This is a genomic window from Halorubrum trapanicum (assembly GCF_017873555.1).
Lineage (GTDB): Archaea > Halobacteriota > Halobacteria > Halobacteriales > Haloferacaceae > Halorubrum > Halorubrum trapanicum.
This window is the reverse complement of the sequence record NZ_JAGGKE010000012.1, coordinates 60141-81743: the sequence shown is the minus strand read 5'-3', so window position 1 is coordinate 81743 and position 21603 is coordinate 60141. Positions and strand designations below refer to the sequence as shown.

The following is a 21603-nucleotide window of genomic DNA, read 5'->3' as shown; positions in this document are numbered from 1 at the left end:
TAGCGGCGCGGATTCGGGAAGATCGGTGTTGGCACACGAACGGCGACACCCTGCCGACCGGTAGCTTTACGCGGTATGGTTTCTTCCCCCGTGGTATGAGTTCGCTCGACACGGAGCCGCAGCGGCGGACGTTAGACGACGCGAGCGCGGAGGTCGTCTCCGCCGACGAGGTCGAGTTCGACGTGGAGACCGACGTACTGATCGCGGGGGCAGGCGGGTGCGGGCTCACGGCGACGCTCGCGGCCTGCGAGAACGAGGACCTGACCGTGACCCTCCTGGAGAAGAGCGACGAGGTCGGCGGCAACGCCGCGCTGTCGACGGGGATGATCCCGGCGGCCGGCACCCGTTTCCAGCGCGAGGCGGGAATCGAGGAGGAGCCGGCGGATATGGCGCGAGACATCTTGGAGAAGAACGGCCACGAGGCCGACGCGGAGCTGGTCCAACACCTCTGTGAACACAGCGTCGAGTTGGTCCACTGGCTCGTCGACGACTGGGATCTCTCCCTCCACCTCGTGGACGACTTCAAGTATCCGAAACACTCCGAGTACCGGATGCACGCGCCGCCGGGGCGGAACGGCGAACACCTCGTCGCCGAGATGCGCGACCGGATCGAATCCCGGGCGAACGCGGAGCTGCTGACGAACACGCCGGTGACGAAACTGGTCGCCAAAGACGGGGCTGTCGAGGGAGTCGTCGCCGGATCGGTCAGGGAGGAAGCGATCCGCGCGGGGAAGGTGATCCTCGCCACCGACGGCTTCGCGGGGAACCGGGAGATGGTTCGTGCGTACTGCGAGGCTGACATCGCCGACGCGCTCTACTACGGCTCCGACGGGAACACCGGAGACGGGATCCGGTGGGGCGCGGAGCTCGGTGGCGCGCTCGCGTCGATGGACGCTTTCCAAGGCCACGCGACTGTCGTCAGTGGGACCGGCGCGCTGTCGACGTACGCCGTTGTGATGAACGGCGGGATCCTCGTCAACGCCGACGGCGAGCGCTTCGGGAACGAGTCGAAGGGATACTCCGAGTTCGCGGTCGACGTGGTCCGCCAGCCGGACGGCGTCGCCTACGAGATCTTCGACGAGCGGATCTTCGAGCGCCTGCAAGGCGAATTCGACGACTTCGACCGTGCGATCGAGCTCGGCTCGTACACCAGCGCCGACACTGTCGAGGCGCTCGCTACGGAGCTCGGCTGCGCGCCGGAGGCGACCCGGGATGCGGTCGAGTCGTACAACGCCGCCGTCGAGACCGAGGAACCCGACGAGGTGGGGCGAACAGACGGACGGAACGTCCTCTCGCCGCCGTTCTACGGCACCGAGGTGACCGGCTCGCTGTTCCACACGCAGGGCGGGCTCGTCGTCGACGAACACGCGCGGGTGCTCCGCGAAGACGGGTCGACCGTCGATAACCTCTACGCCGGAGGCGGCACCGCGACGGGTATCAGCGGCCACGGGGCCGACGGCTACCTCTCCGGGAACGGGCTCACGACCGCCATGGGGTTCGGTCGGCTCGCCGGCCTACACGCTGCCCGGTCGTTCGGTGAGTGACGATGGAGCCGACAGACGAGAGAACGGAACCGGAGCCGACGTTCGCCGGTGAGACCGTGCTGGTCACCGGGGCTGCCCGGGGGATCGGCCGCGCCTGTGCGGTTCGCTTCGCCGAGCGCGGCGCGACGGTGGTCGGCGGCGACCGGCTCGACCAGTCGGAGACCGCCGCGACCTGCGCGGGCCTCCCCGGTGCGTTCGAATCGGTGACCGCTGACGTGACCGACCCGGCCGCCGTCGAAGCGTTGGTCGAGCGCGCGGCCGACACCGGCCGCGTCGACACCGTCGTCAACGTGGCCGGAATCGTCGCGCGCGAACCCCTCGCGACACACGACGGCGAGCCGTGGGAGCGCTCGGTGGCGGTCAACCTCACCGCGCCGTTCCGGATCGCCCGGGAAGCCGCGCCGCATCTCCGAACGACCGGCGGCGCGGTCGTCAACGTCTCGTCGATCTACGGGCAGATCGGTGCGGCCGAACGCGCCGGGTACGTCTCGACGAAGGCCGGGGTCGAGGGATTGACGCGCGCGCTCGCCGCCGAGTTGGGCGAGGACGGAGTCAGGGCCAACGCCGTCGCGCCCGGGTTCATCGAGACGCCGATGACCGAGCCGTACGCCGAGGACGACGCGGCGCGCGAGCGGTTCCGAGAGCGTGCGGCCCTCAAACGGCTCGGGGACCCCGAAGAGGTCGCGAGTGTCGTCAGCTTCCTCGCGAGCGACGACGCCTCCTTCGTCACGGGAGAAACGGTTCTCGTCGACGGTGGCCGGGCGACGGTGGAGTGAGGTCCCCACCAGGCGAGACCACGCGTGTCACTGACAGGCAGGAAAACGTTTATTCGCACGTACAGTGACCTTCAGGTGTGACTCGCCCGATCTTAGAGACCGAGGGGCTGACGAAACGGTTCGGCTCCCTCATCGCAAACGACAGGCTCTCCGTGACCGTCGAGGAGGACACGATACACGGGATCATGGGACCGAACGGCTCCGGGAAGTCGACGTTTTTCAACACCGTCACCGGCTGCTACCGGCCCGACGGAGGTACCGTCCGGTTCGACGGAGAGGACGTGACGGGGTGGAAGCCCGACGAAATCGCTCGCCGCGGACTCGCGCGGACCTTCCAGATCCCGTCGCCGTTCGAAGACCTCACGGTCAAAGAGAATATGCTCGCCGTGTTCACCGGTGGGCTCCGATCCAGCGTGCGGATTCCGGAGGAGAAGCGCGTCCGCGCCGACGAACTGCTCGAACTGCTCGAAATCGACCACGTCGCAGATCAGGAGGCGGGCGGGATCTCGGGCGGGCAGGAGAAACTGCTCGAACTCGGCCGGATCCTGATGCTCGAACCGGCCTGCGTGATGCTCGACGAGCCCACCGCAGGGGTCAACCCCTCGCTCCGGAACCGTCTGCTCGACCACCTACAGACGCTCAACGACCGCGGCACGACGTTCGTGATCATCGAACACGACATGCGCGTCATCGCGGACGTGTGCGACCGCGTGACCGTCTTCAATCAGGGGCAGGTCATCGTCGAGGGCGACTTCGAGTCGGTGACGAACGACGAGCGCGTTCGCGACGCCTATCTCGGCAACGCAGCCGAGCACGACGCGTCGCTGGAGACGCTCATCGGGGAGGGGGCGAACGCGTCCGCCGCCGAGGAAGCCGAATCCCCCGACCCCGGAGCGACTCCTGACGCCGGGACCGATCCCGGGTCGACCGGCAGCGCGGACGCGGTTCCCGCCGGCGGTACGAGCGAGGCAGCCTCGGCCGCGGCGAGCACCGCGTCCGCCCTCTCCGGGATCGGCACCGAGTCCGACGGGGACCCCTGGCTCGTCGGCGAGGACCTCGTCAGTGGCTACGGAAACCACACAGTGGTCGACGGCGTTTCGGTGGAGAGCCGAGACGGCGTGACCTGCGTCTTCGGGCCGAACGGCTCCGGCAAATCAACGCTGCTAAAGACGCTCGCCGGAGTCGTCCCCGCGTGGGAGGGGACGATCACTCACCGCGGCGTCGACGTAACCGACAATAGACCGGCCGAGAACGTCGATCGCGGCGTCACGATGCTCCCGCAAGACGGCGGGATCTTCGGCGATCTCACCGTCCGTGAGAACCTCCTCCTCGGCGGGTACACGGTCGACGACGGGACGGTCCGCGAGGAGCGCTTCGACGAGGTGTTGACGTCGTTCCCGGAACTCGAAGGCAAACTGGACGAGCGAGGGCAGTCGCTGTCGGGCGGCCAGCAGATGATGCTCAGCTACGGTCGCGCGATGATGACCGGTGCGGAGGTGTACCTCCTCGACGAACCGTCGAGCGGTCTGGCCCCCTCCCTCATCGATCAGGTGTTCGAGATGACGCGGCGGCTCGTCGAAAGCGGCGCGCAGGTGATCCTTATCGAGCAGAACGTCCGCGAGGCGCTTCGGATCGCCGATTACGTCTATATCCTTGCGCAGGGCCAGCTCCAGTTCGAGGGCACTCCAGGCGACCTGACGGACGAGGACGATCTCGTCGAGCTGTACCTCGGGCTCGACTGAAGCATCGACCCGCGCTCCACGCCGATCGGCACCCCTCGCCCGCCGCGCAGACCGCTCATCGCGACACCTCCCTTCGCTACCTACTCCGATCGTTCACCGAATTCCGTAGCTGATATCGCGTTCCTCCGTACCAAACTACATGTGTACTCGTCACACACGGGAAGTGTATGGGAAAGAATCCCGTAGACGGTGTCAGTAGACGGTCGTTTGTCAAATACAGCGGTGCGGCTGGAGTCACCGTGGGCTTAGCCGGCTGTAGTAGCAACGGCGGCGACGGTGGCGACGGCAGTGACGGTGGCGACGGCAGTGACGGCAGTGACGGCGGCGACGGCGGCGACGGTGGCGACGGCGGCGACGCACCCGAGGAGGTGATAATCGGTTCGAACCACCCGCTGAGCGGGGGGCTCAGCAATACTGGCGAGCGGATGGACGAGGCTGTCCGGCTGGCCGCGATGATGAAGAACGAGTCGGGCGGGATCGAGTCGCTCGACGGCGCGGAACTCAGCGTCATCAGTGGGGACAACGAGGGCGCACAGGAGCTCGGCGGCGAGGTCGCACAGGAGCTCATCGACGACGGCGCGAGCGTGCTGACCGGCTGCTACTCCTCGCCGGTGACGAGCGCCGCGACCCGGACGTCGGAGAACGCGGGCGTGCCGTTCGTTATCTCGGTGTCCGTGGCCAACTCGATCCTCCGGGAGACGCAGCTCAACTACGCATACCGGCCGCAGCCGCCGGCGGACCAGATGGCGATCGACCACGCGCGGCTCCTCGCTGACACCATACGGAACGCCGGCGAGGAGATCGAGACCGCGGGACTGTTCTACATCGACATCAGCTTCGGTCAGTCTATCCGGGACGCGCTCCGGGAAGAGCTCCCGGCGAACGACATTGAGATCGTCGCTGAGACCGCCTACGAGTCGGGCGACACCGCTGACACGCAGGTCACGACGCTCCGGGACGCGGACCCCGACGCCGTCATTGCGACCACCTACCGGTCGGGTACGATCGAGCTCGTGAACGCGATGGACAACCAGGACTACCGCCCCGACTACCTGACTGGCTGTTCAAACGCTGCGATGAACGACATCAGTGCGCTCGAGGAGATGGGCGACACCGTCGAGGGCGGATTCGCGACCAACTTCGCGCTCGACCCCACGTCCGACCGCGCCGCGGAGGTCCGCTCACGCTTCGAATCGGAGTTCGACTCCGGGTTCGACGCGAACGTCGCGATGACGTACGCGTCCACCGAGGTCATCATCGCGGCGATCGAGGAGGCCGGTTCAGCCGACCCCGAGGATATTAACGACGCGCTCGGATCGATCACTGTCGAGGATCACATCGCGGCGATGCCGCCGATCTCCTTCGCTGACAACGGTGAGAACGAGAACGCGCTCGCGCCGCTGTTCCAGATTCAGGATCTCGAGGACCGCGTCGTCGCACCCGAGGAGTTTGCCGAGACCGACGTACAGTTCTGACTCACATGCTCTCCTTGTCTCTTCCTGATGCCTGCTGTCGAGACGTGGGTATCGTCGCGCTCCCCGGCCCGCCCGACGTCCCCGCCAGCGCCGCCGAGGCGTTCGGGGGTCTCCCCAGTCTCGCCACCGCAGTCGACGCGCTTGGGATACAGGCCGTGCTCGGTATCTCGCTTCCGTCGCCGACGATCTTCGCCCAGTATTTCGTGTTCGCGGTGCTGCTTGGCGGGATCTACGGACTCGTTGCGCTCGGGCTGACGATGATCTTCGGCGTGATGGACGTCATCAACTTCGCGCACGGGGCGCTGATGGTGGTTGCGATGTACACGGTGCTCGTCTTCTCCGACGCCACGGGCCTCTCGCCGTTTTTCGCCGTCCCGTTCGCCGTCCTGTTGCTGTTCGTCCTCGGCATCATCGTCTATCGGTCGACGATCGCGCCGATCATCGACGCGCCACAGGAGAACCAGCTCATCGTCACCTTCGGAGTCTTGTTGATTCTCGTCAGCGGCATCGAGATGATTTTCGGCTCCGACCCGCAACAGCTCGGGCTCAATCTCGGCTCTCTCGAGATCGCCGGCGTGTTCGTCCCCCAAGGACAGCTGTACGCGCTCGGTATCGCGCTCGTCGCGCTGGCCGGAACGTGGTTGTTCCTCCAGCGGACGATGCTCGGCCGGGCGATCCGCGGGACCGCCGACAACCGCGACGGCGCGCAGTACGTCGGGATCGACGTGCCCCGGATCGACGCGCTCACCTTCGGGATCGGCGCCGCGCTGGCGGGCCTCGCAGGAGCTGTCATCCCGCTGTTCCAGTCGTTCACGCCGGCGCTCGGCGACCAGTACCTGATAAACGCGTTCGTCGTGGTCGTGCTGGGCGGGCTCGGCTCCTTTCCTGGCGCGTTCGTCGGCGGACTCATTATCGGCTTCATCCAGGTGTTCGGCTCGGCGTACCTGGGCGGCTCCACGTACCAGATCGTGATCTTCTCAGCGTTCATCCTCGTGTTGCTCGTGAAACCGGAGGGACTGCTCGGAGGGAGCACCGATGAGTAACGCGCTCTCGCGGGCCGTCGAGCGATACGGCGCCTTCCGGGACCAGTGGTACGCGCTTCCCGTACTGGTCGCGGCAAGTCTCGTCGTGCTCGCAGCGATACCGTTCCTCCGACGGCTCGCACTGTTCGGGGTCGCCCCGCTGGGGTGGCTCAGCCTGAACATGCTCATCGTCACACTCATCTGGGCGACGACCGCCCAGGCGTGGAACATCATGTCGGGATACACCGGACAGTTCTCGTTCGGACACGCCGCGTTCTTCGGACTCGGCGCGTATACGACGATTATCCTGACCGGAACTGTCGGCATCTCCCCGTGGATCGGGATGCTGCTCGGCAGCGTCCTCGCGGCAATCTACGGCCTGCTGATCGGCGCGTTGACCTTCCGCTACGACCTGGAGGGCCACTACTTCGCGCTGGCGACGCTGGCGTTCGCGGAGCTGTTGCGGTACGTGTTCACGAACGTTCCGCAGCTCGGCGGTGCCAGCGGGTTCTTCAGGCCGCTCGCGCGCGAGTACGCCGACGGGCCGGGACTGGCCGCGTTTCAGTTCACCGGCGACCTGCCGTACTACTACCTCATCCTCGGGTTCCTGACGGTCGTCACCGTCGTCTCGCTCGCGATCAACCGGTCCCAGCTCGGGTACTACCTGTTCGCGATCCGCGAGCGGGAGCAGGCCGCAGCCGCCATCGGCGTCCCGACCTATCGGTACAAGCTGTTGGCCGTCGCCGTGAGCGCCTTCTTCACGGCGTGGCCCGGAGCGTTCTGGGCGATGTACTTCAACACGATCCGTCCGACGACGGTGTTCGAGCTGCTCGTTAACGTCGAGATCCTTCTGCCGGCGATCGTCGGCGGGATCGGCACCGTTCTCGGCCCGATCGTGGGGGCGTTCGTCATCATACCCGTTGGCGAGTTCGTTCGACAGTCCTTCTCCGTCCCCGGACTGAACAACGCCATCTACGGAGTCATCCTCATCGCGATCGTATTGTACAGTCCGAAGGGCGTCGTCTCGTGGCCGTCCAGGTTCGTCGAACTGCTCCGGGTGCGCACCGACCTGTTGGACGACGATGGCACCTGAACACGAACGCGATCTCGCGACGTTCGCCGCGGAGTTGGAGACGGGAGCGATCCCCGATCGGGTCCACGATCGGGCGGGGCTCACCGTTGCCGACACGCTCGGTGCGATCGTCGCGGGATCGACCGACGACGCGGTCAGTTCGCTCGCGCGGCGCTGGACCAACGGTGCCTCGGGCGGGGCGACGGTGCTCGGCGCTGATGGCGGCGAGACGAACCCGCCGCTGGCGGCGCTGTGTAACGGCACGGCGGGGACCGTACTCGAACTCGACGAGGGGCATCGGTTCGCCGCCGGCCATCCCGCGATCCACGTGTTGCCCGCGTTGTTGGCCGACGCCGAGATTGGGTACGGCGACAGTGACGCGTTCGTGCGCTCGTTCGTCGCGGGCTACGAGGTGGCCGTCCGAACCGCCCGCGCGCTCGGAACACTCCGATCGGGGTACCACCCGCACGGCTTGTGGGGCGCGGTCGGCGGCGCGGCCGCCGTGGCTCGCTCGCGCGGGCTCGGCCCAGAGACGACGCGGTCGGCCATGGCCATCGCGGCGAACTACGCGCAACACACCCGGTTCGAGGCGGCGATTGAGGGCGCGACGGTGCGGAACGCCTACGCCGGCATGGGAAACCTCGCGGCACTGGTCGCCGTCGATCAGGCGGAGGCGGGGTTCGGCGGCTTGGAGAACGGTGTCGCGCGACATCTCGAACACGCCGCCGCCGATGGGATCGACGAGGCAGCCCTCTCAGCTGGGCTCAACGAGCGCTGGGAGCTGGAGCACGGGTACTTCAAGATCCACGCCGCGTGTCGGTACACCCATCCGACGCTGGACGCCATCGCGGCGCTTCCGGACGGGATAGATCCGGCAACTGTGGAGTCGGTGCGCGTCGGGACGTACCCGGCGGCCGCGCGGTTGACAGAGTCCCGGCCGCGGAACCAGCTACAGGCGAAGTTCTCGATCCCCTTCGCGGTCGCGACGGCGCTGCTACGTGGCGACACCGGGCCAACCGCGTTCGCGGACGAGGCGATCACGCCGGAAGCGATCGCGCTCGCCGAGCGCGTCACGGTCGCCGTCGACGACGAGATAGCGGCCCGAGCTCCCGAGCAGCGGGGGGCGCGGGTGACCGTCGAGACGGCGGACGAGCGCTTCTCGCGGGAGGTCGTCGCGCCCCGGGGTGGTGAACACGACCCGTTCGACGAGGGGCGGCTCGAATCGAAGTTCCGGGAGCTGGTCGCGCCCGTAATCGGCGAGGACCGGGCAGCCACGCTTTGGGAGGGCGCCAAGACACCGGAGCCGCCGCGCGTCCTCTGTACGCTCGCGCGGCGCTGACCTCTCATAGATTTCTGCCCACGCCGCCGTCTCCGGCCCATACGCTTTTGCCCGCGACGCGCGTCTCTCAACTATGTCAACACGACACAGTCGAGAGTGGGAGCGAGCAGTAGCCGAGTTCCTCGCGTCGTCTGTCGACGACTCGGCCCGCGAGCACGGGCGGGCGGTGGTCGCCGACGTGCTGGCGGCCGCCGTCGCCGGATCGGCGGCGCTCGGGGTCGCTGGCGTCGCGAGGGATGCGGTATTCTCCGGCGACGAGGCGTCGATACTCGGGACCGACCGGCGGGCCGCACCGCCGCAGGCCGCTATGACCAACGCGGCGGCCGCCATCGCACAGGAGGTAGAGGAGGGACACAACACGGGGGGCCACGTCGGCGCCGGGATCGTCGCCGGCGGGCTCGCCGCCGCGGAGGCGAACGACGTGGACGGCGAGACGTTCGTCGACGCCTGTACGCGGGCATACGAGATCTGCGTCCGACTGGAGCGGGCGATCTTCGCGATGAAAGACCAGATGAACGACGCGATCCCGTGGCTCGTCCGGAACCCGCACTCGACGTGGACGACCGTGGGGCCGGCGGTGACGAGCGCCATCTGTCTGGACGCAACCGCCGAGGAGCTCACGGAGACGTTCCGAATCGCCGCGAACCTCGCAGTGATATCGATGCACGACCCGTACGCCGAGGGCGCACCCGCGCGGAACTTCACCGCCGGCTTCTCGGCGCAGGCCGGCGTGACTGCGGCGCTGACCGCGATCGCGGGGCTGGAGGGCTCGCGCGCGGCGATCGAGGCGGTGTACGACCCCTTCGAGGAACTGCTGCCGGACGGGTTCGCCAGCCAGTTCGAGACGCTCGGAACAGAGTGGGCGATCGCAGAGCACTACGTCAAGCCGTACCCATCCTGTCGGTACACCCACCCACCGCTCGACGCGCTGCGCGAGGCGATCGACGTGGAGTCGGTCGATCCGAGCAGCGTGGAGTCTGTCACGGTCCGGACGTTCGCAAACGCGACCGACATGTCTCATCCCGAACCGGAGACGATGACTGCGGGGAAGTTTTCCGCGCCGTACGTGCTGGCGACGTACCTCTGTCGCGGGAGCGTCGACCTCGAGGGCTTCACTCCCGAGGCGCTGGCAGACGAGACGGTCCGGTCCGTCGCCGCGCGCGTCGAGCTCCGAGAGGACGAGGGATACGAGGCGGAGTTCCCCGAGTCGTGGGGAGCGCGCGTCGCCGTCGAACTCCGCAACGGGACGACCCTGACGGGGTCGCGAGACTACCCCCGCGGCGACTACCGCGACCCCATGCCCGACGCCGAGTATCGTGAGCGAAACCGCGTGCTGCTGGCGCACGGGCTCTCCGGCGATCAGAAAGATACCGCTCGCGTAGACGAAGCGCTCGACGCCCTGGACACGGTCGCAGAGCGTCCGATCCGAGAGACGGTCGCCGCACTTCGTCCGTAATACAGAACAATCGTTTTGTCAGACCGAACACACACGGTAGATATTTCACTTGAGCGCACGTTACATCAAGTATGGCACGCGACAACACACCAAACGCGGCGTCGGTCGGTGCGACAGAACGCTCGTTCCGTATCCTCGAACGACTCGGCGATCAGGAGGGATGCGGCGTCTCGGAGTTGGCAGACTCGCTGTCGATCTCGAAGAGCACGGTCCACAACCACCTCCAGACCCTTCGGAAGCTGGGATACGTCGTTCAGGACGGCGACGAGTATCGGCTCGGGCTACAGTTCCTGGGGCTCGGTGATCGGGCGCGCCAGCATCACGATCTGTACCACGTCGCCAAGCCCGAAACGGACAGTTTAGTCGAGGCGGTCGGCGAGCGCGCGCAGGTGATGGTCGAGGAGGACGGTGTCGGGATCTACGTCTACCAGTCGCTAGCGGATCAGGCGGTGCGGACGGACTCGCACATCGGGACCGTCGTCGACCTCCACGCGACCGCTGTCGGGAAAGCGTACCTCGCTCACCTCCCGGACGGCCGGCTCGACACAGTGCTCGATCGACTGGCGTTCGACGAGCAGACGCCACAAACGCTCACGGACGCAGAGGCGCTGCGGACCGAACTCGACGAGATCGCTGAGCGCGGATACGCGTTCAACGATGAAGAGCGGACAGTCGGCATGCGGGCGGTCGGTGCGCCGATACTGTCAGCGGACGACGGACATGTCCTCGGCGCTATCAGCGTCTCAGGGCCGACAACTCGGATGAACGGGACGTGGTACCACGAGGAGGTCCCCGAGATGGTCGCGCAATCCGCCCAGATCATCGGTATCCGCGCGACGTACTCGTAGGCGTTTTGCTCTACCGAACTATCGTTCATCGTTGTGTCCGGCCGCGCATAGCATCGAATACTCCTCGGTAACACTCACGGCGGTCAAAATTACCATTACAGTAGTATGAGTGTAATTCCTTGGCCATCTGACGCCGATCCGCTTCTGGGACCCGGAGAATTGTCGACGAGCGATGAGCACGGTGACTACACGAAATTCGAATAAACATCAACATAGATTATATATAAGTATTCTGTTATATATTGATCCTCCGAGATCGAACACCCCCGCGAGCGAGCGTAAGACGATCGAACGCCGATCATATCCGGTGATTATTTCGATCGCGTCACGGTTTTACCCCTATAGAAGTTACAAAGCTAAAACTCTGCCCTTCAAGACGGGGGAATGTCAACCCGTGTGGGGCCTTGGTTAACGTGTCCGACTCCAACTCTGAGGGCCACCTGTATCGACAGAGGATGGTCCTTACAGACGGTCACAACAACCTTCACGCGTCTCATATTGAATGATAGAAGGACCTCGCTCCCGACAATACGGGATTTCCTATCGACGAAATGATGGTTCTGAATGAACGCCCCGTGTGGACCACCATCCCACATCGAAATCTGTGTCGATTCGGTATTGTATATTATATCAAAATAAACATAGGTATAGGATACAGTATATAACCAGATATATCAAATGAACGTCGCTCCAGCCCAACGAAACCGCGATCGCACGCAACACAAATGCGCGGCAGCGCTCACAGGCCGGGGTGAATGGCCGTCGACGATGATACCGGAGGTAGACACGCGGAGATTGACGAATCGCCTTGGTCGGTTGCCCGACTCAACGACGAGATCGCGGCAGCCTTAGCGGTGGGAGGAGGTCAAGACACTCCCCTACCTGTTCTGGGTGAGCGGTTCGCGGTGGAGTACCTCGCTCTCGTTGAAGACGACAGCGGCCAGCCCCGGCTCCGAGTTGATCGTGACGGTCGCGTCATCGCCGTCGGCGACACTGAATCGGACCGCTCCACGGGATCCACCACGCGGTCAGCGCGCCACACGACGCCCAGCGCCTCTCTGTCGGCGAGGCGATCGCGGCGTACACGCGGGACGCGGCGTACGCGGAGTTCACCGAAGACGACAAGGGAACACTCGAACCCGGCAAGCTTGCTGATGCGGTCGTGCTTGACGCGGACCCGTTCGCGGAGCCGGAGTCGATGGCGGATATCGATGTCGAGATCACGGTCGTCGACGGCGACATCTCGTACGGAGATCCGGCGTAGCTAAGCCCTCTCACCCCTTCGTCGAAAACCATAGCAACTCAAGGCGGAAACCCACGAGTTAACGCGACCCTACTATCATAAGGGTTGAGTCGTTTCAGACTGAGACCCGTCTGTAAAATCGAATTTCAACGGCGCCGCTGAACACTATGTTAAAGTGCTGGTAACAAGGTGATCAGATATGGCTCGCCCTGAACAAATCGCGGATACGTACAACCATACTGGTGAAGGTCCACTATGGCATCCTGACCGACAACAGCTGTACTGGGTGGATATCCCAGCGGGTCGCCTCTGGCAGTATGATCCCAAAACAGGCGAACACAGTATCGCCTACGAGGCTGAATCTGGTCCGATAGGCGGCTTCACGCTTGAAGACAACGGAGACCTGCTTCTATTTACTCACCGATCCGTTGAACGATTCAAACCGGATCGTGGTACCTGGTCCGTCATACTCGAAGTTGACTCCCAGACGAGATTCAATGACGTAATATCCGATCCGGGGGGACGGGTTTTCTGCGGAACTATGCCCGGAGCAGAGTCGCTCGGCAATCTCTACCGGATTGACCCGGATGGAAGCGTCACCACCGTCCTCGAGGATCTAAATATCCCGAATGGGATGGGATTCGCTAATGACGGGAAGACTTTCTACGTCACGGAGTCCGAAGCTCGCCAGGTTTACGCGTTCGATTACGCTCCCGAGACCGGCGAACTCACAGACCAGCGTACGTTTTGCGAAACCCCGACAGATGGCGGTGTCCCTGATGGCATGACCGTTGACGCTAACGATCACGTGTGGTCAGCCCGATGGAATGGGGGACGAGTCGTTCGGTATGCGCCGACGGGAGAACCGGTGTCCGAGATCGAATTTCCGGCACGGAAGGTCTCCTCGGTCACGTTCGGCGGGGCGGGGTACGAGACGCTTTACGTGACGACGGCACTCACGGGTGGAGACCGGTCGACAGAGGGTGACGGCGCGGGTTCTGTCTTCCGTGTTACTGACCTCGATACCGCAGGAGTCTCCGACTTCCGGTCCCGGATCGCCTGATTGGTCGGCGGACTATCTGTCTCTGGCTGTCGCGACCGCGTCGACCGTTCGGCGCGCGTTCTCGGTGATGGTCTCATACTCCTCGTTCGCGACGGCGTTGTCGTCGACGATCGCGCTGCCGACGCCGACCGCCGTGGCCCCTGCCTCGATGTATTCGCTGGCATTCTCAGGGCCAACTCCCCCGGTCGGAACGAGCGGGATCTGCGGGAGCGGGCCACCAAGGGCCGCAACGTGGGCGGGTCCCCCCGTTTTAGCCGGAAACACTTTCACGAAGTCGGCGCCGGATTCGTAGGCGGTTACCGCCTCGGTCGGGGTGAACGCGCCGGTCGCGACTGGCGTTCCGTAGCGGTTCCCGGTCTCAATGACGCCCCCGTCAACGGTTGGCGTGACGAGGAACTCGGCGCCTGCGAGCTGTACCGCCCGGGCGGTTTCGGCGTCCAGAACCGTTCCGGCACCAACGATCACACCGTCGTACCGGTCGGAGAGCGCGTCGATCGTTTCTGTGACATTCGACGTGTCCGCAGTCACTTCAAGCGCTGTGACGCCGCCATCGACCACGGCATCCGCCACGTGGATCGCAGATTCGGAGTCCACACCACGGAGAATCGCGACGACGCCGCCTTCGCGGATCTGATCGAACCGTTGTGAGTACATACAGACATTCGGGATGGGCGTCGTGATAAATGGGACGACTCATGTTCGACATTTCTCGCTCCGTGAATAGCAATTCTCGTTGTTAGCGGTCGATCTCCCTTCCGTCTTCGCCTGTAACGGCTGCGACTTCGTCTTCGGTTATCGGGTGAAAGACACGCGACCGAGGGGAGGGGCGTGATGACCACGAGACGGGCTCGGTGAAGAGGGTCACGTTATTTTTTATATCATGCCCAAATAGATTGGGTGAAGACCCGTGTCACGAGAGCCAGCCCAACTGGCGGGACTAGACGACTATATCGAAAATCCAGCGAGGATTGAAGAAGGCGTTGAGCCGACACACGTCCCGTCAGTCTCGTACGAGTCAACAGCATCAGCCAGAGACGCCGCCGCGCGGCTGACAGAGCCCGAAACGCGGTGGGCGTCTTCGAAGTACTTCCGGCTCCTCAACGGCGACTGGTCGTTCGCTTGGGCCGAAAAGCCGTCTGATCTTCCAGATAGGCTCGGTGGTGATATCGAGTGGGACGAGATCTCGGTACCGGGAGTGTGGCAGTTATCCGGGTACGATCGCCCGATCTACCGCAACATTGCACTGACGTGGGAGCAGATTCCGGAAGTGGAATCCATGCCAGAGCCACCTCGAGTTCCGGAGACATTCAATCCGGTAGGGACGTACCAACGGAATATTGAGGTGCCGGCGGAGTGGGATGGTGACCGCCACACCTTCCTCCACTTCGAGGGGGTCAAGTCCGCGTTCTTTGTCTGGGTCGACGGCGAGTACGTCGGATACGATCAAGGGTCGATGACTCCTTCGGAGTTCGACCTCACCGAGATCCTCGATCCGGGCGAGTCCCACACGCTCACCGTACAGGTGTTTCGGTTCTCCGACGGGAGCTACTTGGAAACGCAGGATATGGTTCGATTCAGCGGTATCTTCCGTAGCGTCTACGTCTACTCGAAGCCGTCTGTGTTCCTCCGGGACTACGATGTTCAGACCGAACTCCATCCGAGCGGTGACGCGACACTCACCGTCGACGCGGAGGTGGTCGGTGGAGACACGGACGGGTGGCGCGTCATCGGACGGATGTTCGACGGCGAGACCGAACTGGCGACCGCTGAGGCCACGCTCGGCGCGGAAGAAGGGGACGCGAGCATCCGGACGACGGTCCCGTCGCCGACGCCGTGGTCGGCAGAGCAGCCGGCTCTATACGATCTCGTGTTAGAAATCCGGAACCCGGACGGGAGCGTCGTCGAGGTGGTACCCGATCGCGTCGGCTTCCGAGAGTTTACAATCGAGGATGGACAGGTTCTGATCAACGGTGATCCGATCACCGTCCGGGGGATAAATCGTCACGAACACGATCCGGAGACTGGACGAACCGTGTCGTTCGAGCGCGTTCGTGAGGAGCTAACGCTGTTGAAACAGCACAACGTCAACGCGATCCGGACGGCTCACTACCCGAACGACTTGGCGGTGTACGAGCTCGCGGATGAACTGGGTTTCTACGTCATCGACGAGGCAAACATCGAGACCCACTTCAACATGAACTTCGTCAACGAGCGGCCGGCGTTCGAGACCTCGTTCCTCCGGCGATTCGAACAGATGGTCGATCACCACAAGAACTTCGCCTCGATCTTCGCCTGGAGCACCAGCAATGAGGCCGGACAAGGCGTTCCCCACGAGAAGATGGCGTCGTACGCCCGCGAGGGAGACCCCACGCGGTTCGTCTACCATCAGGGGTCCGGCGACGCGCCGTACGAGGAGTTCCACGAGAGCATGACAGGAACCGCACCGTTCGCCGACATCTCGGGACCGCGGTACGCCGTTCCGCACACCCTCGCCCAACACAGCGCCGTCGAGGACCGTCCCCTCATTATGGGCGAGTACGGTCACGCCCTGTGTAACAGCCTCGGGCTCCAAGATGCGTTCTGGGACCTCGTCAACGCCATCGACGGACTACAGGGAGGATTCATCTGGGAGTGGACCAATCAGACGCTTGCGGGCCACGTGGTCTCCGATGCGGCGCCGGGCGAGTGGTGGTTCGATGACGACCCCTTCTTGCTCGATGGCACCGCGTTTTCCGATCTCACTCTCCAGCCTGAGCTTCGGCAGGTGAAAAAGACTCACCAGCCGTTCGCGTTCGATGACGTCGCTCTGGCAGAGGGCGTGTTCACTGTCTCGAACTACTACAGCTCGACGAACCTCTCAGCGTACGAGACGACCTGGGAACTGACGGTCGACGGCGAGCAGATCCAGTCGGGGGTACTGGAACTCGATGTGGTGCCCGGTCAGACGCGTGGTGTAACTGTTCCCTTCGATCTATCGGAGATTCCCTCAGACCGCGAGTGTCATTTGACCTTCCGGGTCCGACTCTCCGAAGAGACGGACTGGGCCCCTGCGGGGCACGAGATTGGGTTCGACCAGTTTTCGATTCCTGTCCCACCTACGGAGACAACTGAGTTCGCCGCAGATGGGGCTCAGGTGAGCCCAGGCGAGCAGATCGCCCTCGAAGAGACGGACGATGTAATCGTTCTCTCTGGCGATCGGTTCCGATATCGGTTTGATACCGGCCGTGGGCGGTTCGACGAGCTTCAGTTCGACGGCGAGACCGTCGCGTCTGATGGTCCGGTTTTCGGCGCGTTTCGGGCGCCGATCGCCAACGAGGGTCACATGGACAGCGACACCGAGTGGGGGTACGACAACGAGGGGGAGTGGCGCTCACTCGGACTCCACGCCCTCAGTCAGGTCGCAACCGACCACATTGTCGAACGGGACGACGAGTCGGGGGTCCGAATCACGTGCTCGACAGAGCTCCGACCTCCCGAGAGAGATGCGCTTTTCGAGGTCGATTTCGCGTACGAGGTGAGTCGAGACGGTACCGTCGACGCGAGCGTCGACGCCCGTCCCACGCCTGCTCTCACAGAAGAGCTGTCGACATGGCTCCCACGACTGGGAATCGAGCTTGAGCTCTCGTCGTCAATGACCGACGTGGAGTGGTTCGGCCGTGGCCCGCACGAGACGTATCCGGACCGAAAGACCGGCTGCGAGGTCGGCCGGTACGAGGGACGCATCGATGATCAGTTTGTTCCCTACCGGCTACCATCGGACAACGGGAACAAAACTGATGTGCGGTGGGCAAGCACCACCGGATCACAAACCGGCCTCACAATCGCCGGTGAGACTCCGTTGAACGTGCGGTTCGACACGTACGAGAACCTCGCCGACGCGAAGCGGATTCAGGAGCTCGTTCCCGCCGAGCGGACAACCATGTTCGTCGATATCGCTGTCGCCGGCGTCGGCGGAACGCCAGTAAAACCACTTCGTGAACACCGGATTTCTGCGGAGCCGGTCTCGGTATCATTCACCATCCGACCGCACGAGGCTGAGGCTGACCCGGCGTCTATCGTGCGCGGTTCCGACCGATAGTCCGTTTCGCTATTTACGATTTCCTGGTTCGTTTCGTTCGTTCCATTTCATTCTGAATCGCCTCGTACTGGACAGTTCTGTTCCTCAGCGACAGGTACCGAATCGGCATCCCGGCGAATCCGTTGAGTGTCCGGTGAACTGACCTGAATCGGTGTTCGCTCCCAAAAAAATACACTAATAGTAGACACGGCCAACCCAGGGAATTACATTAATACTATTGTAATGGGTGTCTAAGGATACACTATAAGTATATTTATTAATCACTACAGATGGGGCTGAAGGGGGCCGAGTTCTCGTCGATGACACGGCATACACGTCCCTCCTGTCGTAGCCGTACCCGAAATGATTAACAGAGATGACTGGATACACCAAGTTAGAAATGAGCAAAATCGTTGACTACGAGCTGTTCGATGTGCCACCTCGGTGGCTCTTCTTGCGCGTCGAGACCGCGGACGGGACGGTCGGGTGGGGGGAGCCGGTCGTCGAGGGGCGCTCGAAGACGGTGCGAACCGCAGTCGAGGAGCTGTTCGACACGTACCTGCTCGGCGAGGACGCCGGTCGGATCGAGGACCACTGGCAGACGATGTACCGCGGCGGGTTCTACCGCGGCGGCCCGGTACTAATGAGCGCTATCGCTGGGGTCGATCAGGCACTCTGGGACATCAAGGGCAAACAGATCGGCCTCCCCGTCCACGAACTGCTCGGTGGGCCGGCACGAGAGCGGATCCGGGTGTACCAGTGGATCGGTGGCGACCGACCTTCCGACGTGGCCGAACAGGCCCGCAAGCAAGTCGAATCCGGGTTCACGGCGCTGAAGATGAACGCCACCGAGGAGATCGAGCGGGTCGACGACCCCGCCACGATCGATGCCGCCGAGACACGACTACGAGAGGTCCGAGAGGCTGTCGGCGACGAGGTCGGCATCGGCGTCGACTTCCATGGACGCGTCTCCAAGCCGATGGCGAAGCGGCTCGTCGAGGCGCTTGAACCGTACGATCCGATGTTCGTTGAAGAGCCCGTCCTCTCCGGACACAACGACGCACTCCCGAAGATCGCCGAGCACACGACGACGCCGATCGCGACCGGCGAGCGCATGTACTCGCGATGGGACTTCAAGGAGGTCTTCGAGGACGGCGCCGTCGACGTGATCCAGCCGGATCTCTCGCACGCGGGCGGGATCACCGAAGTGAAGAAGATCGCCTCGATGGCCGAGGCCTACGACGTGGCGATGGCCCCACACTGCCCGCTCGGACCGATCGCGCTCGCGTCGTGTCTACAGGTCGATGCCGCCTCACCAAATGCCTTCATCCAAGAGCAGAGCCTCGACATCCACTACAACGAGGGGAGCGACGTGCTCGACTACCTCGCGGACCCCTCGGTCTTCGACTACGAGGGCGGTTACGTCCAGATTCCCGACGCACCCGGGCTCGGGATCGAAATCGACGAGGAGCATGTGCGCGCGCAGGCCGAGAAGGATGTGGACTGGCACAATCCCGTCTGGCGACACGCCGACGGGAGCGTCGCCGAGTGGTAGGGATTCCACCGGGACGTCCACGCAGGCGGTGATTATTTGACCGGGGCAACAGCAGTAATAGGTATGTCACCGAGCGACCCGATCGAAAATGCCGTCGCGAACAGACACGCGAACACAGTCGCCATCGTTACCGGATCGACTCGCGGGATCGGCGAGGGTGTCGCCCGCCGCTTCGCCGCTGAGGGGGCATCCGTCGTGGTGACCGGTCGCTCCGCCGACAGCGGGCAGGGGGTGGTCGACGAGATTGAGGCGACGGGCGGCGACGCGACGTTTATTCGGGCTGACATGCGCGAGCCCGCGGAGATCGAGGCGCTCGTCGATCACGCCGTCGCGGAGTACGGAAAGATCGACGTATTAGTGAACAACGCGGGCGTCCAGACGGAGACGACCGCGCGCGAGGCGACGATGGGCGACTGGGAGTTCGTCCTCGAGACCGACTTCCGGGCGTTCTGGCTGTGCGCGAAACACGTAGCCGACCACATGCCCGCGGGCGGTACGATCCTCAATACCTCCTCGAACCACGCGTTCCTCACGATGCCGGGGCTGTTCCCGTACAACGCGGTCAAGGCCGGGATCAACGGGATGACCCGCGCGCTGGCGCTGGAACTCGGGCCGGACGATATCACGGTGAACACGATCAACCCTGGGTGGATCGAGATCGACCGCACGAAAGAGGAATTGGGCGACGACTACGAGTACACGCAGGATATCCATCCGGTTGGTCGGCTCGGTCAGCCATCTGACGTGGCCGGGCTGGCCGCGTTCCTCGCGAGCGACGACGCGAGCTTCATCACCGGCGAAAGTATTCTTATCGACGGAGGACGCTCGCAGGTGATGCAAGACGATCTGTACCTCAACTATCGACGCGACGTGTGATCGATCCGGCTCCGTCAAATGTACCGCTTGCCATCAGACCATCCCGTTTTCCTGTCTCAGCAGCGTGGGATGATCCAGAACATTAATAACAATTGGCACAGACCGCTATACCGTAGCCACCATGTCAGACATAGATCTGCCTGAGGAACGTCGACGAGAGTTTCTCAGTGCGCTTGGGGTCGCTGGGATAGCGGGATTGGCCGGGTGTAGCGTCGATACCGGCGGGGAATCGTCGGACGACGCTGGCGGGTCGTCGGACGACAGTGGGGAGTCGTCCGATAACAGCGGCGGATCGGCCGAACCAGAAATGGCCGATTCGATCACCTACTGGGCGTGGAACGTCGCGGCCCGCGCGATGGACGACGCCGCGAGTGACCTCCCGGATGATGTCGGGGTCCCCTCATACGAAGCCGAGAACGAGGGCGCAACGATAACTGTAGAGGAACTGGGCGATAACGTCCACGAGCAACGGTTCCAGACAGCCGTGACGAGCGGGACCGGTGCTCCCGACCTGACCGCGTTACAAAACTACGATATGCTCACTTACGCGAGTCAGGATTCGCTCACGGACGTCACTGACCGAATCGACGAGGCTGGGATTCGCGAGGATATCGTCGCAGGGAAGTGGCGAGCAGTCCAGTACGGGGGGCAGGACTTTGGTCTCCCGTGGGACCTCGGCCCAACGGGAATGTACTATAAGCGGGATCAGTACGCGGACGCCGGAATCGATCCCGACGCGATCGAAACATGGGACGATTTCATCGAGGAGGGACAGAAGCTCCCGGACGACGCGGCGATGATCAACCTGCCGCAGTCCGACGAACTCCCGCAGTTCTGGCGTATGTTGTTCCGTCAGCTCGGCGGGCAGCCAATCACCGAGGACGGAGCGGTCAACATCCACAGCGAGGAGAGTGTTCGCGTGGCGCAGCTTATCGCTGACCTCCAAGACTCCGGGATCACCCGAACGGTCGGGATGTGGTCGAGCAGCTGGTTCACGGCGTTCGCGGAGGGGACGATCGCGACGCTCCCCTCGGCCGCATGGATGGACGGAACACTTCGTGCTGAGCTGCCGGACACCGCCGGAAACTGGGGCGTGTACAAGCTCCCCGCGTTCGAGGAGGGGGGAAACCGTGCCTCCAACCGTGGGGGATCGAACGTCGCGATCCCCGCACAGATCGAAGACGAGGGGAAGGTAAGTCGGGCGTGGGATTACGCGTTGTACGTGATGACGACGCCGGAAATTCAGAACTACATGCTCGAAGAGTACGGGCTGTTCCCATCGCTCAGCACCGCGTACAACGCGGACCTCTACGAGGAATCGCAGGACTTCTACGACGGACAGGCAATCTACAGCCTCTTCGCAGAAGTCGCCGAAAACATCGAACCGTACCGGTATAACGAGATTCAGACCGAGATCAACAACGCGATCTCGACTGAACTCGATAACCTGCTGAACGGCGACAAGAGTCCCGAACAGGCGATGCAGGACGCCGCTGAAACCGTTGCGGACCGGGAAGACCGGGACCTCGCGTAAC

At 63.7% G+C, this 21603-nt stretch carries 16 protein-coding genes; 15 read left to right on the top strand and 1 reads right to left on the bottom strand.

Annotation, left to right across the window (positions count from 1 at the left end; genetic code table 11):
* Nucleotides 1–95 precede the first annotated feature (95 nt).
* From J2744_RS12745 to J2744_RS12695, 11 genes are all read left to right on the top strand, one after another.
* The gene (locus J2744_RS12745) at nucleotides 96–1544 is read left to right on the top strand and encodes an FAD-dependent oxidoreductase (protein ID WP_210113726.1); all 1449 of its coding nucleotides are present in this window, start codon (nucleotides 96–98) and stop codon (nucleotides 1542–1544) included.
* Between the two features lie 2 nt (nucleotides 1545–1546).
* Nucleotides 1547–2320: an SDR family NAD(P)-dependent oxidoreductase gene (locus J2744_RS12740; RefSeq protein ID WP_210113725.1), complete on the top strand. Its 774-nt coding sequence runs from the start codon at nucleotides 1547–1549 to the stop codon at nucleotides 2318–2320.
* A 77-nt stretch (nucleotides 2321–2397) separates the two neighbouring features.
* Nucleotides 2398–4062, top strand: coding sequence for an ATP-binding cassette domain-containing protein (locus J2744_RS12735; RefSeq protein WP_210113724.1), 1665 nt, complete (start codon nucleotides 2398–2400; stop codon nucleotides 4060–4062).
* Nucleotides 4063–4229: 167 nt separating this feature from the next.
* On the top strand, nucleotides 4230–5537 hold the full coding sequence (locus J2744_RS12730; RefSeq protein WP_210113723.1) for a substrate-binding domain-containing protein: 1308 nt from the start codon (nucleotides 4230–4232) through the stop codon (nucleotides 5535–5537).
* Between the two features lie 5 nt (nucleotides 5538–5542).
* Complete coding sequence (locus tag J2744_RS12725) at nucleotides 5543–6580, top strand: branched-chain amino acid ABC transporter permease (RefSeq protein WP_210113722.1); 1038 nt, start codon at nucleotides 5543–5545, stop codon at nucleotides 6578–6580.
* On the top strand, nucleotides 6573–7652 hold the full coding sequence (locus J2744_RS12720; RefSeq protein WP_210113721.1) for a branched-chain amino acid ABC transporter permease: 1080 nt from the start codon (nucleotides 6573–6575) through the stop codon (nucleotides 7650–7652). The genes J2744_RS12725 and J2744_RS12720 overlap by 8 nt, the downstream gene beginning before the upstream one ends.
* Nucleotides 7642–8970, top strand: a complete 1329-nt coding sequence (locus J2744_RS12715) for an MmgE/PrpD family protein (RefSeq protein WP_210113720.1) — start codon at nucleotides 7642–7644, stop codon at nucleotides 8968–8970. The genes J2744_RS12720 and J2744_RS12715 overlap by 11 nt, the downstream gene beginning before the upstream one ends.
* A gap of 73 nt (nucleotides 8971–9043) precedes the next feature.
* Nucleotides 9044–10426 carry an MmgE/PrpD family protein gene (locus J2744_RS12710; RefSeq protein WP_210113719.1) on the top strand — a complete coding sequence of 461 codons (1383 nt, stop codon included), beginning with the start codon at nucleotides 9044–9046 and terminating at the stop codon, nucleotides 10424–10426.
* 71 nt (nucleotides 10427–10497) lie between these two features.
* Nucleotides 10498–11274, top strand: coding sequence for an IclR family transcriptional regulator (locus J2744_RS12705; protein WP_210113718.1), 777 nt, complete (start codon nucleotides 10498–10500; stop codon nucleotides 11272–11274).
* 997 nt (nucleotides 11275–12271) lie between these two features.
* On the top strand, nucleotides 12272–12538 hold the full coding sequence (locus J2744_RS15350) for an amidohydrolase family protein (RefSeq protein WP_210113740.1): 267 nt from the start codon (nucleotides 12272–12274) through the stop codon (nucleotides 12536–12538).
* Nucleotides 12539–12716: 178 nt separating this feature from the next.
* Nucleotides 12717–13580 (top strand): SMP-30/gluconolactonase/LRE family protein, encoded by an 864-nt coding sequence (locus tag J2744_RS12695; protein ID WP_210113717.1) that lies wholly within the window; start codon nucleotides 12717–12719, stop codon nucleotides 13578–13580.
* Nucleotides 13581–13592: 12 nt separating this feature from the next.
* On the opposite strand, the gene J2744_RS12690 is transcribed toward J2744_RS12695, so the two are convergent.
* The gene (locus J2744_RS12690; RefSeq protein WP_210113716.1) at nucleotides 13593–14234 is read right to left on the bottom strand and encodes a bifunctional 4-hydroxy-2-oxoglutarate aldolase/2-dehydro-3-deoxy-phosphogluconate aldolase; all 642 of its coding nucleotides are present in this window, start codon (nucleotides 14232–14234) and stop codon (nucleotides 13593–13595) included.
* Between the two features lie 253 nt (nucleotides 14235–14487).
* Between J2744_RS12690 and J2744_RS12685 the strand changes: the two genes are divergently transcribed.
* From J2744_RS12685 to J2744_RS12670, 4 genes are all read left to right on the top strand, one after another.
* A complete protein-coding gene (locus J2744_RS12685) occupies nucleotides 14488–17658 on the top strand; it encodes a glycoside hydrolase family 2 TIM barrel-domain containing protein (protein WP_210113715.1) in 3171 nt (1056 codons plus the stop codon).
* Between the two features lie 379 nt (nucleotides 17659–18037).
* Nucleotides 18038–19192 carry a galactonate dehydratase gene (dgoD, locus tag J2744_RS12680; protein ID WP_210113714.1) on the top strand — a complete coding sequence of 385 codons (1155 nt, stop codon included), beginning with the start codon at nucleotides 18038–18040 and terminating at the stop codon, nucleotides 19190–19192.
* A gap of 63 nt (nucleotides 19193–19255) precedes the next feature.
* Nucleotides 19256–20068 carry an SDR family NAD(P)-dependent oxidoreductase gene (locus J2744_RS12675; protein WP_210113713.1) on the top strand — a complete coding sequence of 271 codons (813 nt, stop codon included), beginning with the start codon at nucleotides 19256–19258 and terminating at the stop codon, nucleotides 20066–20068.
* Nucleotides 20069–20423: 355 nt separating this feature from the next.
* Nucleotides 20424–21602, top strand: coding sequence for an ABC transporter substrate-binding protein (locus tag J2744_RS12670; protein WP_245203365.1), 1179 nt, complete (start codon nucleotides 20424–20426; stop codon nucleotides 21600–21602).
* Nucleotide 21603 lies beyond the last annotated feature (1 nt).

Excerpts from the sequence above, each read along its gene's own strand:
- J2744_RS12670 (WP_245203365.1), top strand. The coding sequence starts at position 20,424 with ATGGACGACGCCGCGAGTGACCTCCCGGATGATGTCGGGGTCCCCTCA.
- J2744_RS12690 (WP_210113716.1), bottom strand. The coding sequence starts at position 14,234 with ATGTACTCACAACGGTTCGATCAGATCCGCGAAGGCGGCGTCGTCGCG.
- J2744_RS12745 (WP_210113726.1), top strand. The coding sequence starts at position 96 with ATGAGTTCGCTCGACACGGAGCCGCAGCGGCGGACGTTAGACGACGCG.
- J2744_RS12705 (WP_210113718.1), top strand. The coding sequence starts at position 10,498 with ATGGCACGCGACAACACACCAAACGCGGCGTCGGTCGGTGCGACAGAA.
- dgoD (WP_210113714.1), top strand. The coding sequence starts at position 18,038 with ATGAGCAAAATCGTTGACTACGAGCTGTTCGATGTGCCACCTCGGTGG.
- J2744_RS12720 (WP_210113721.1), top strand. The coding sequence starts at position 6,573 with ATGAGTAACGCGCTCTCGCGGGCCGTCGAGCGATACGGCGCCTTCCGG.
- J2744_RS12730 (WP_210113723.1), top strand. The coding sequence starts at position 4,230 with ATGGGAAAGAATCCCGTAGACGGTGTCAGTAGACGGTCGTTTGTCAAA.
- J2744_RS12710 (WP_210113719.1), top strand. The coding sequence starts at position 9,044 with ATGTCAACACGACACAGTCGAGAGTGGGAGCGAGCAGTAGCCGAGTTC.
- J2744_RS12675 (WP_210113713.1), top strand. The coding sequence starts at position 19,256 with ATGTCACCGAGCGACCCGATCGAAAATGCCGTCGCGAACAGACACGCG.
- J2744_RS12740 (WP_210113725.1), top strand. The coding sequence starts at position 1,547 with ATGGAGCCGACAGACGAGAGAACGGAACCGGAGCCGACGTTCGCCGGT.
- J2744_RS12715 (WP_210113720.1), top strand. The coding sequence starts at position 7,642 with ATGGCACCTGAACACGAACGCGATCTCGCGACGTTCGCCGCGGAGTTG.
- J2744_RS12725 (WP_210113722.1), top strand. The coding sequence starts at position 5,543 with ATGCTCTCCTTGTCTCTTCCTGATGCCTGCTGTCGAGACGTGGGTATC.
- J2744_RS12695 (WP_210113717.1), top strand. The coding sequence starts at position 12,717 with ATGGCTCGCCCTGAACAAATCGCGGATACGTACAACCATACTGGTGAA.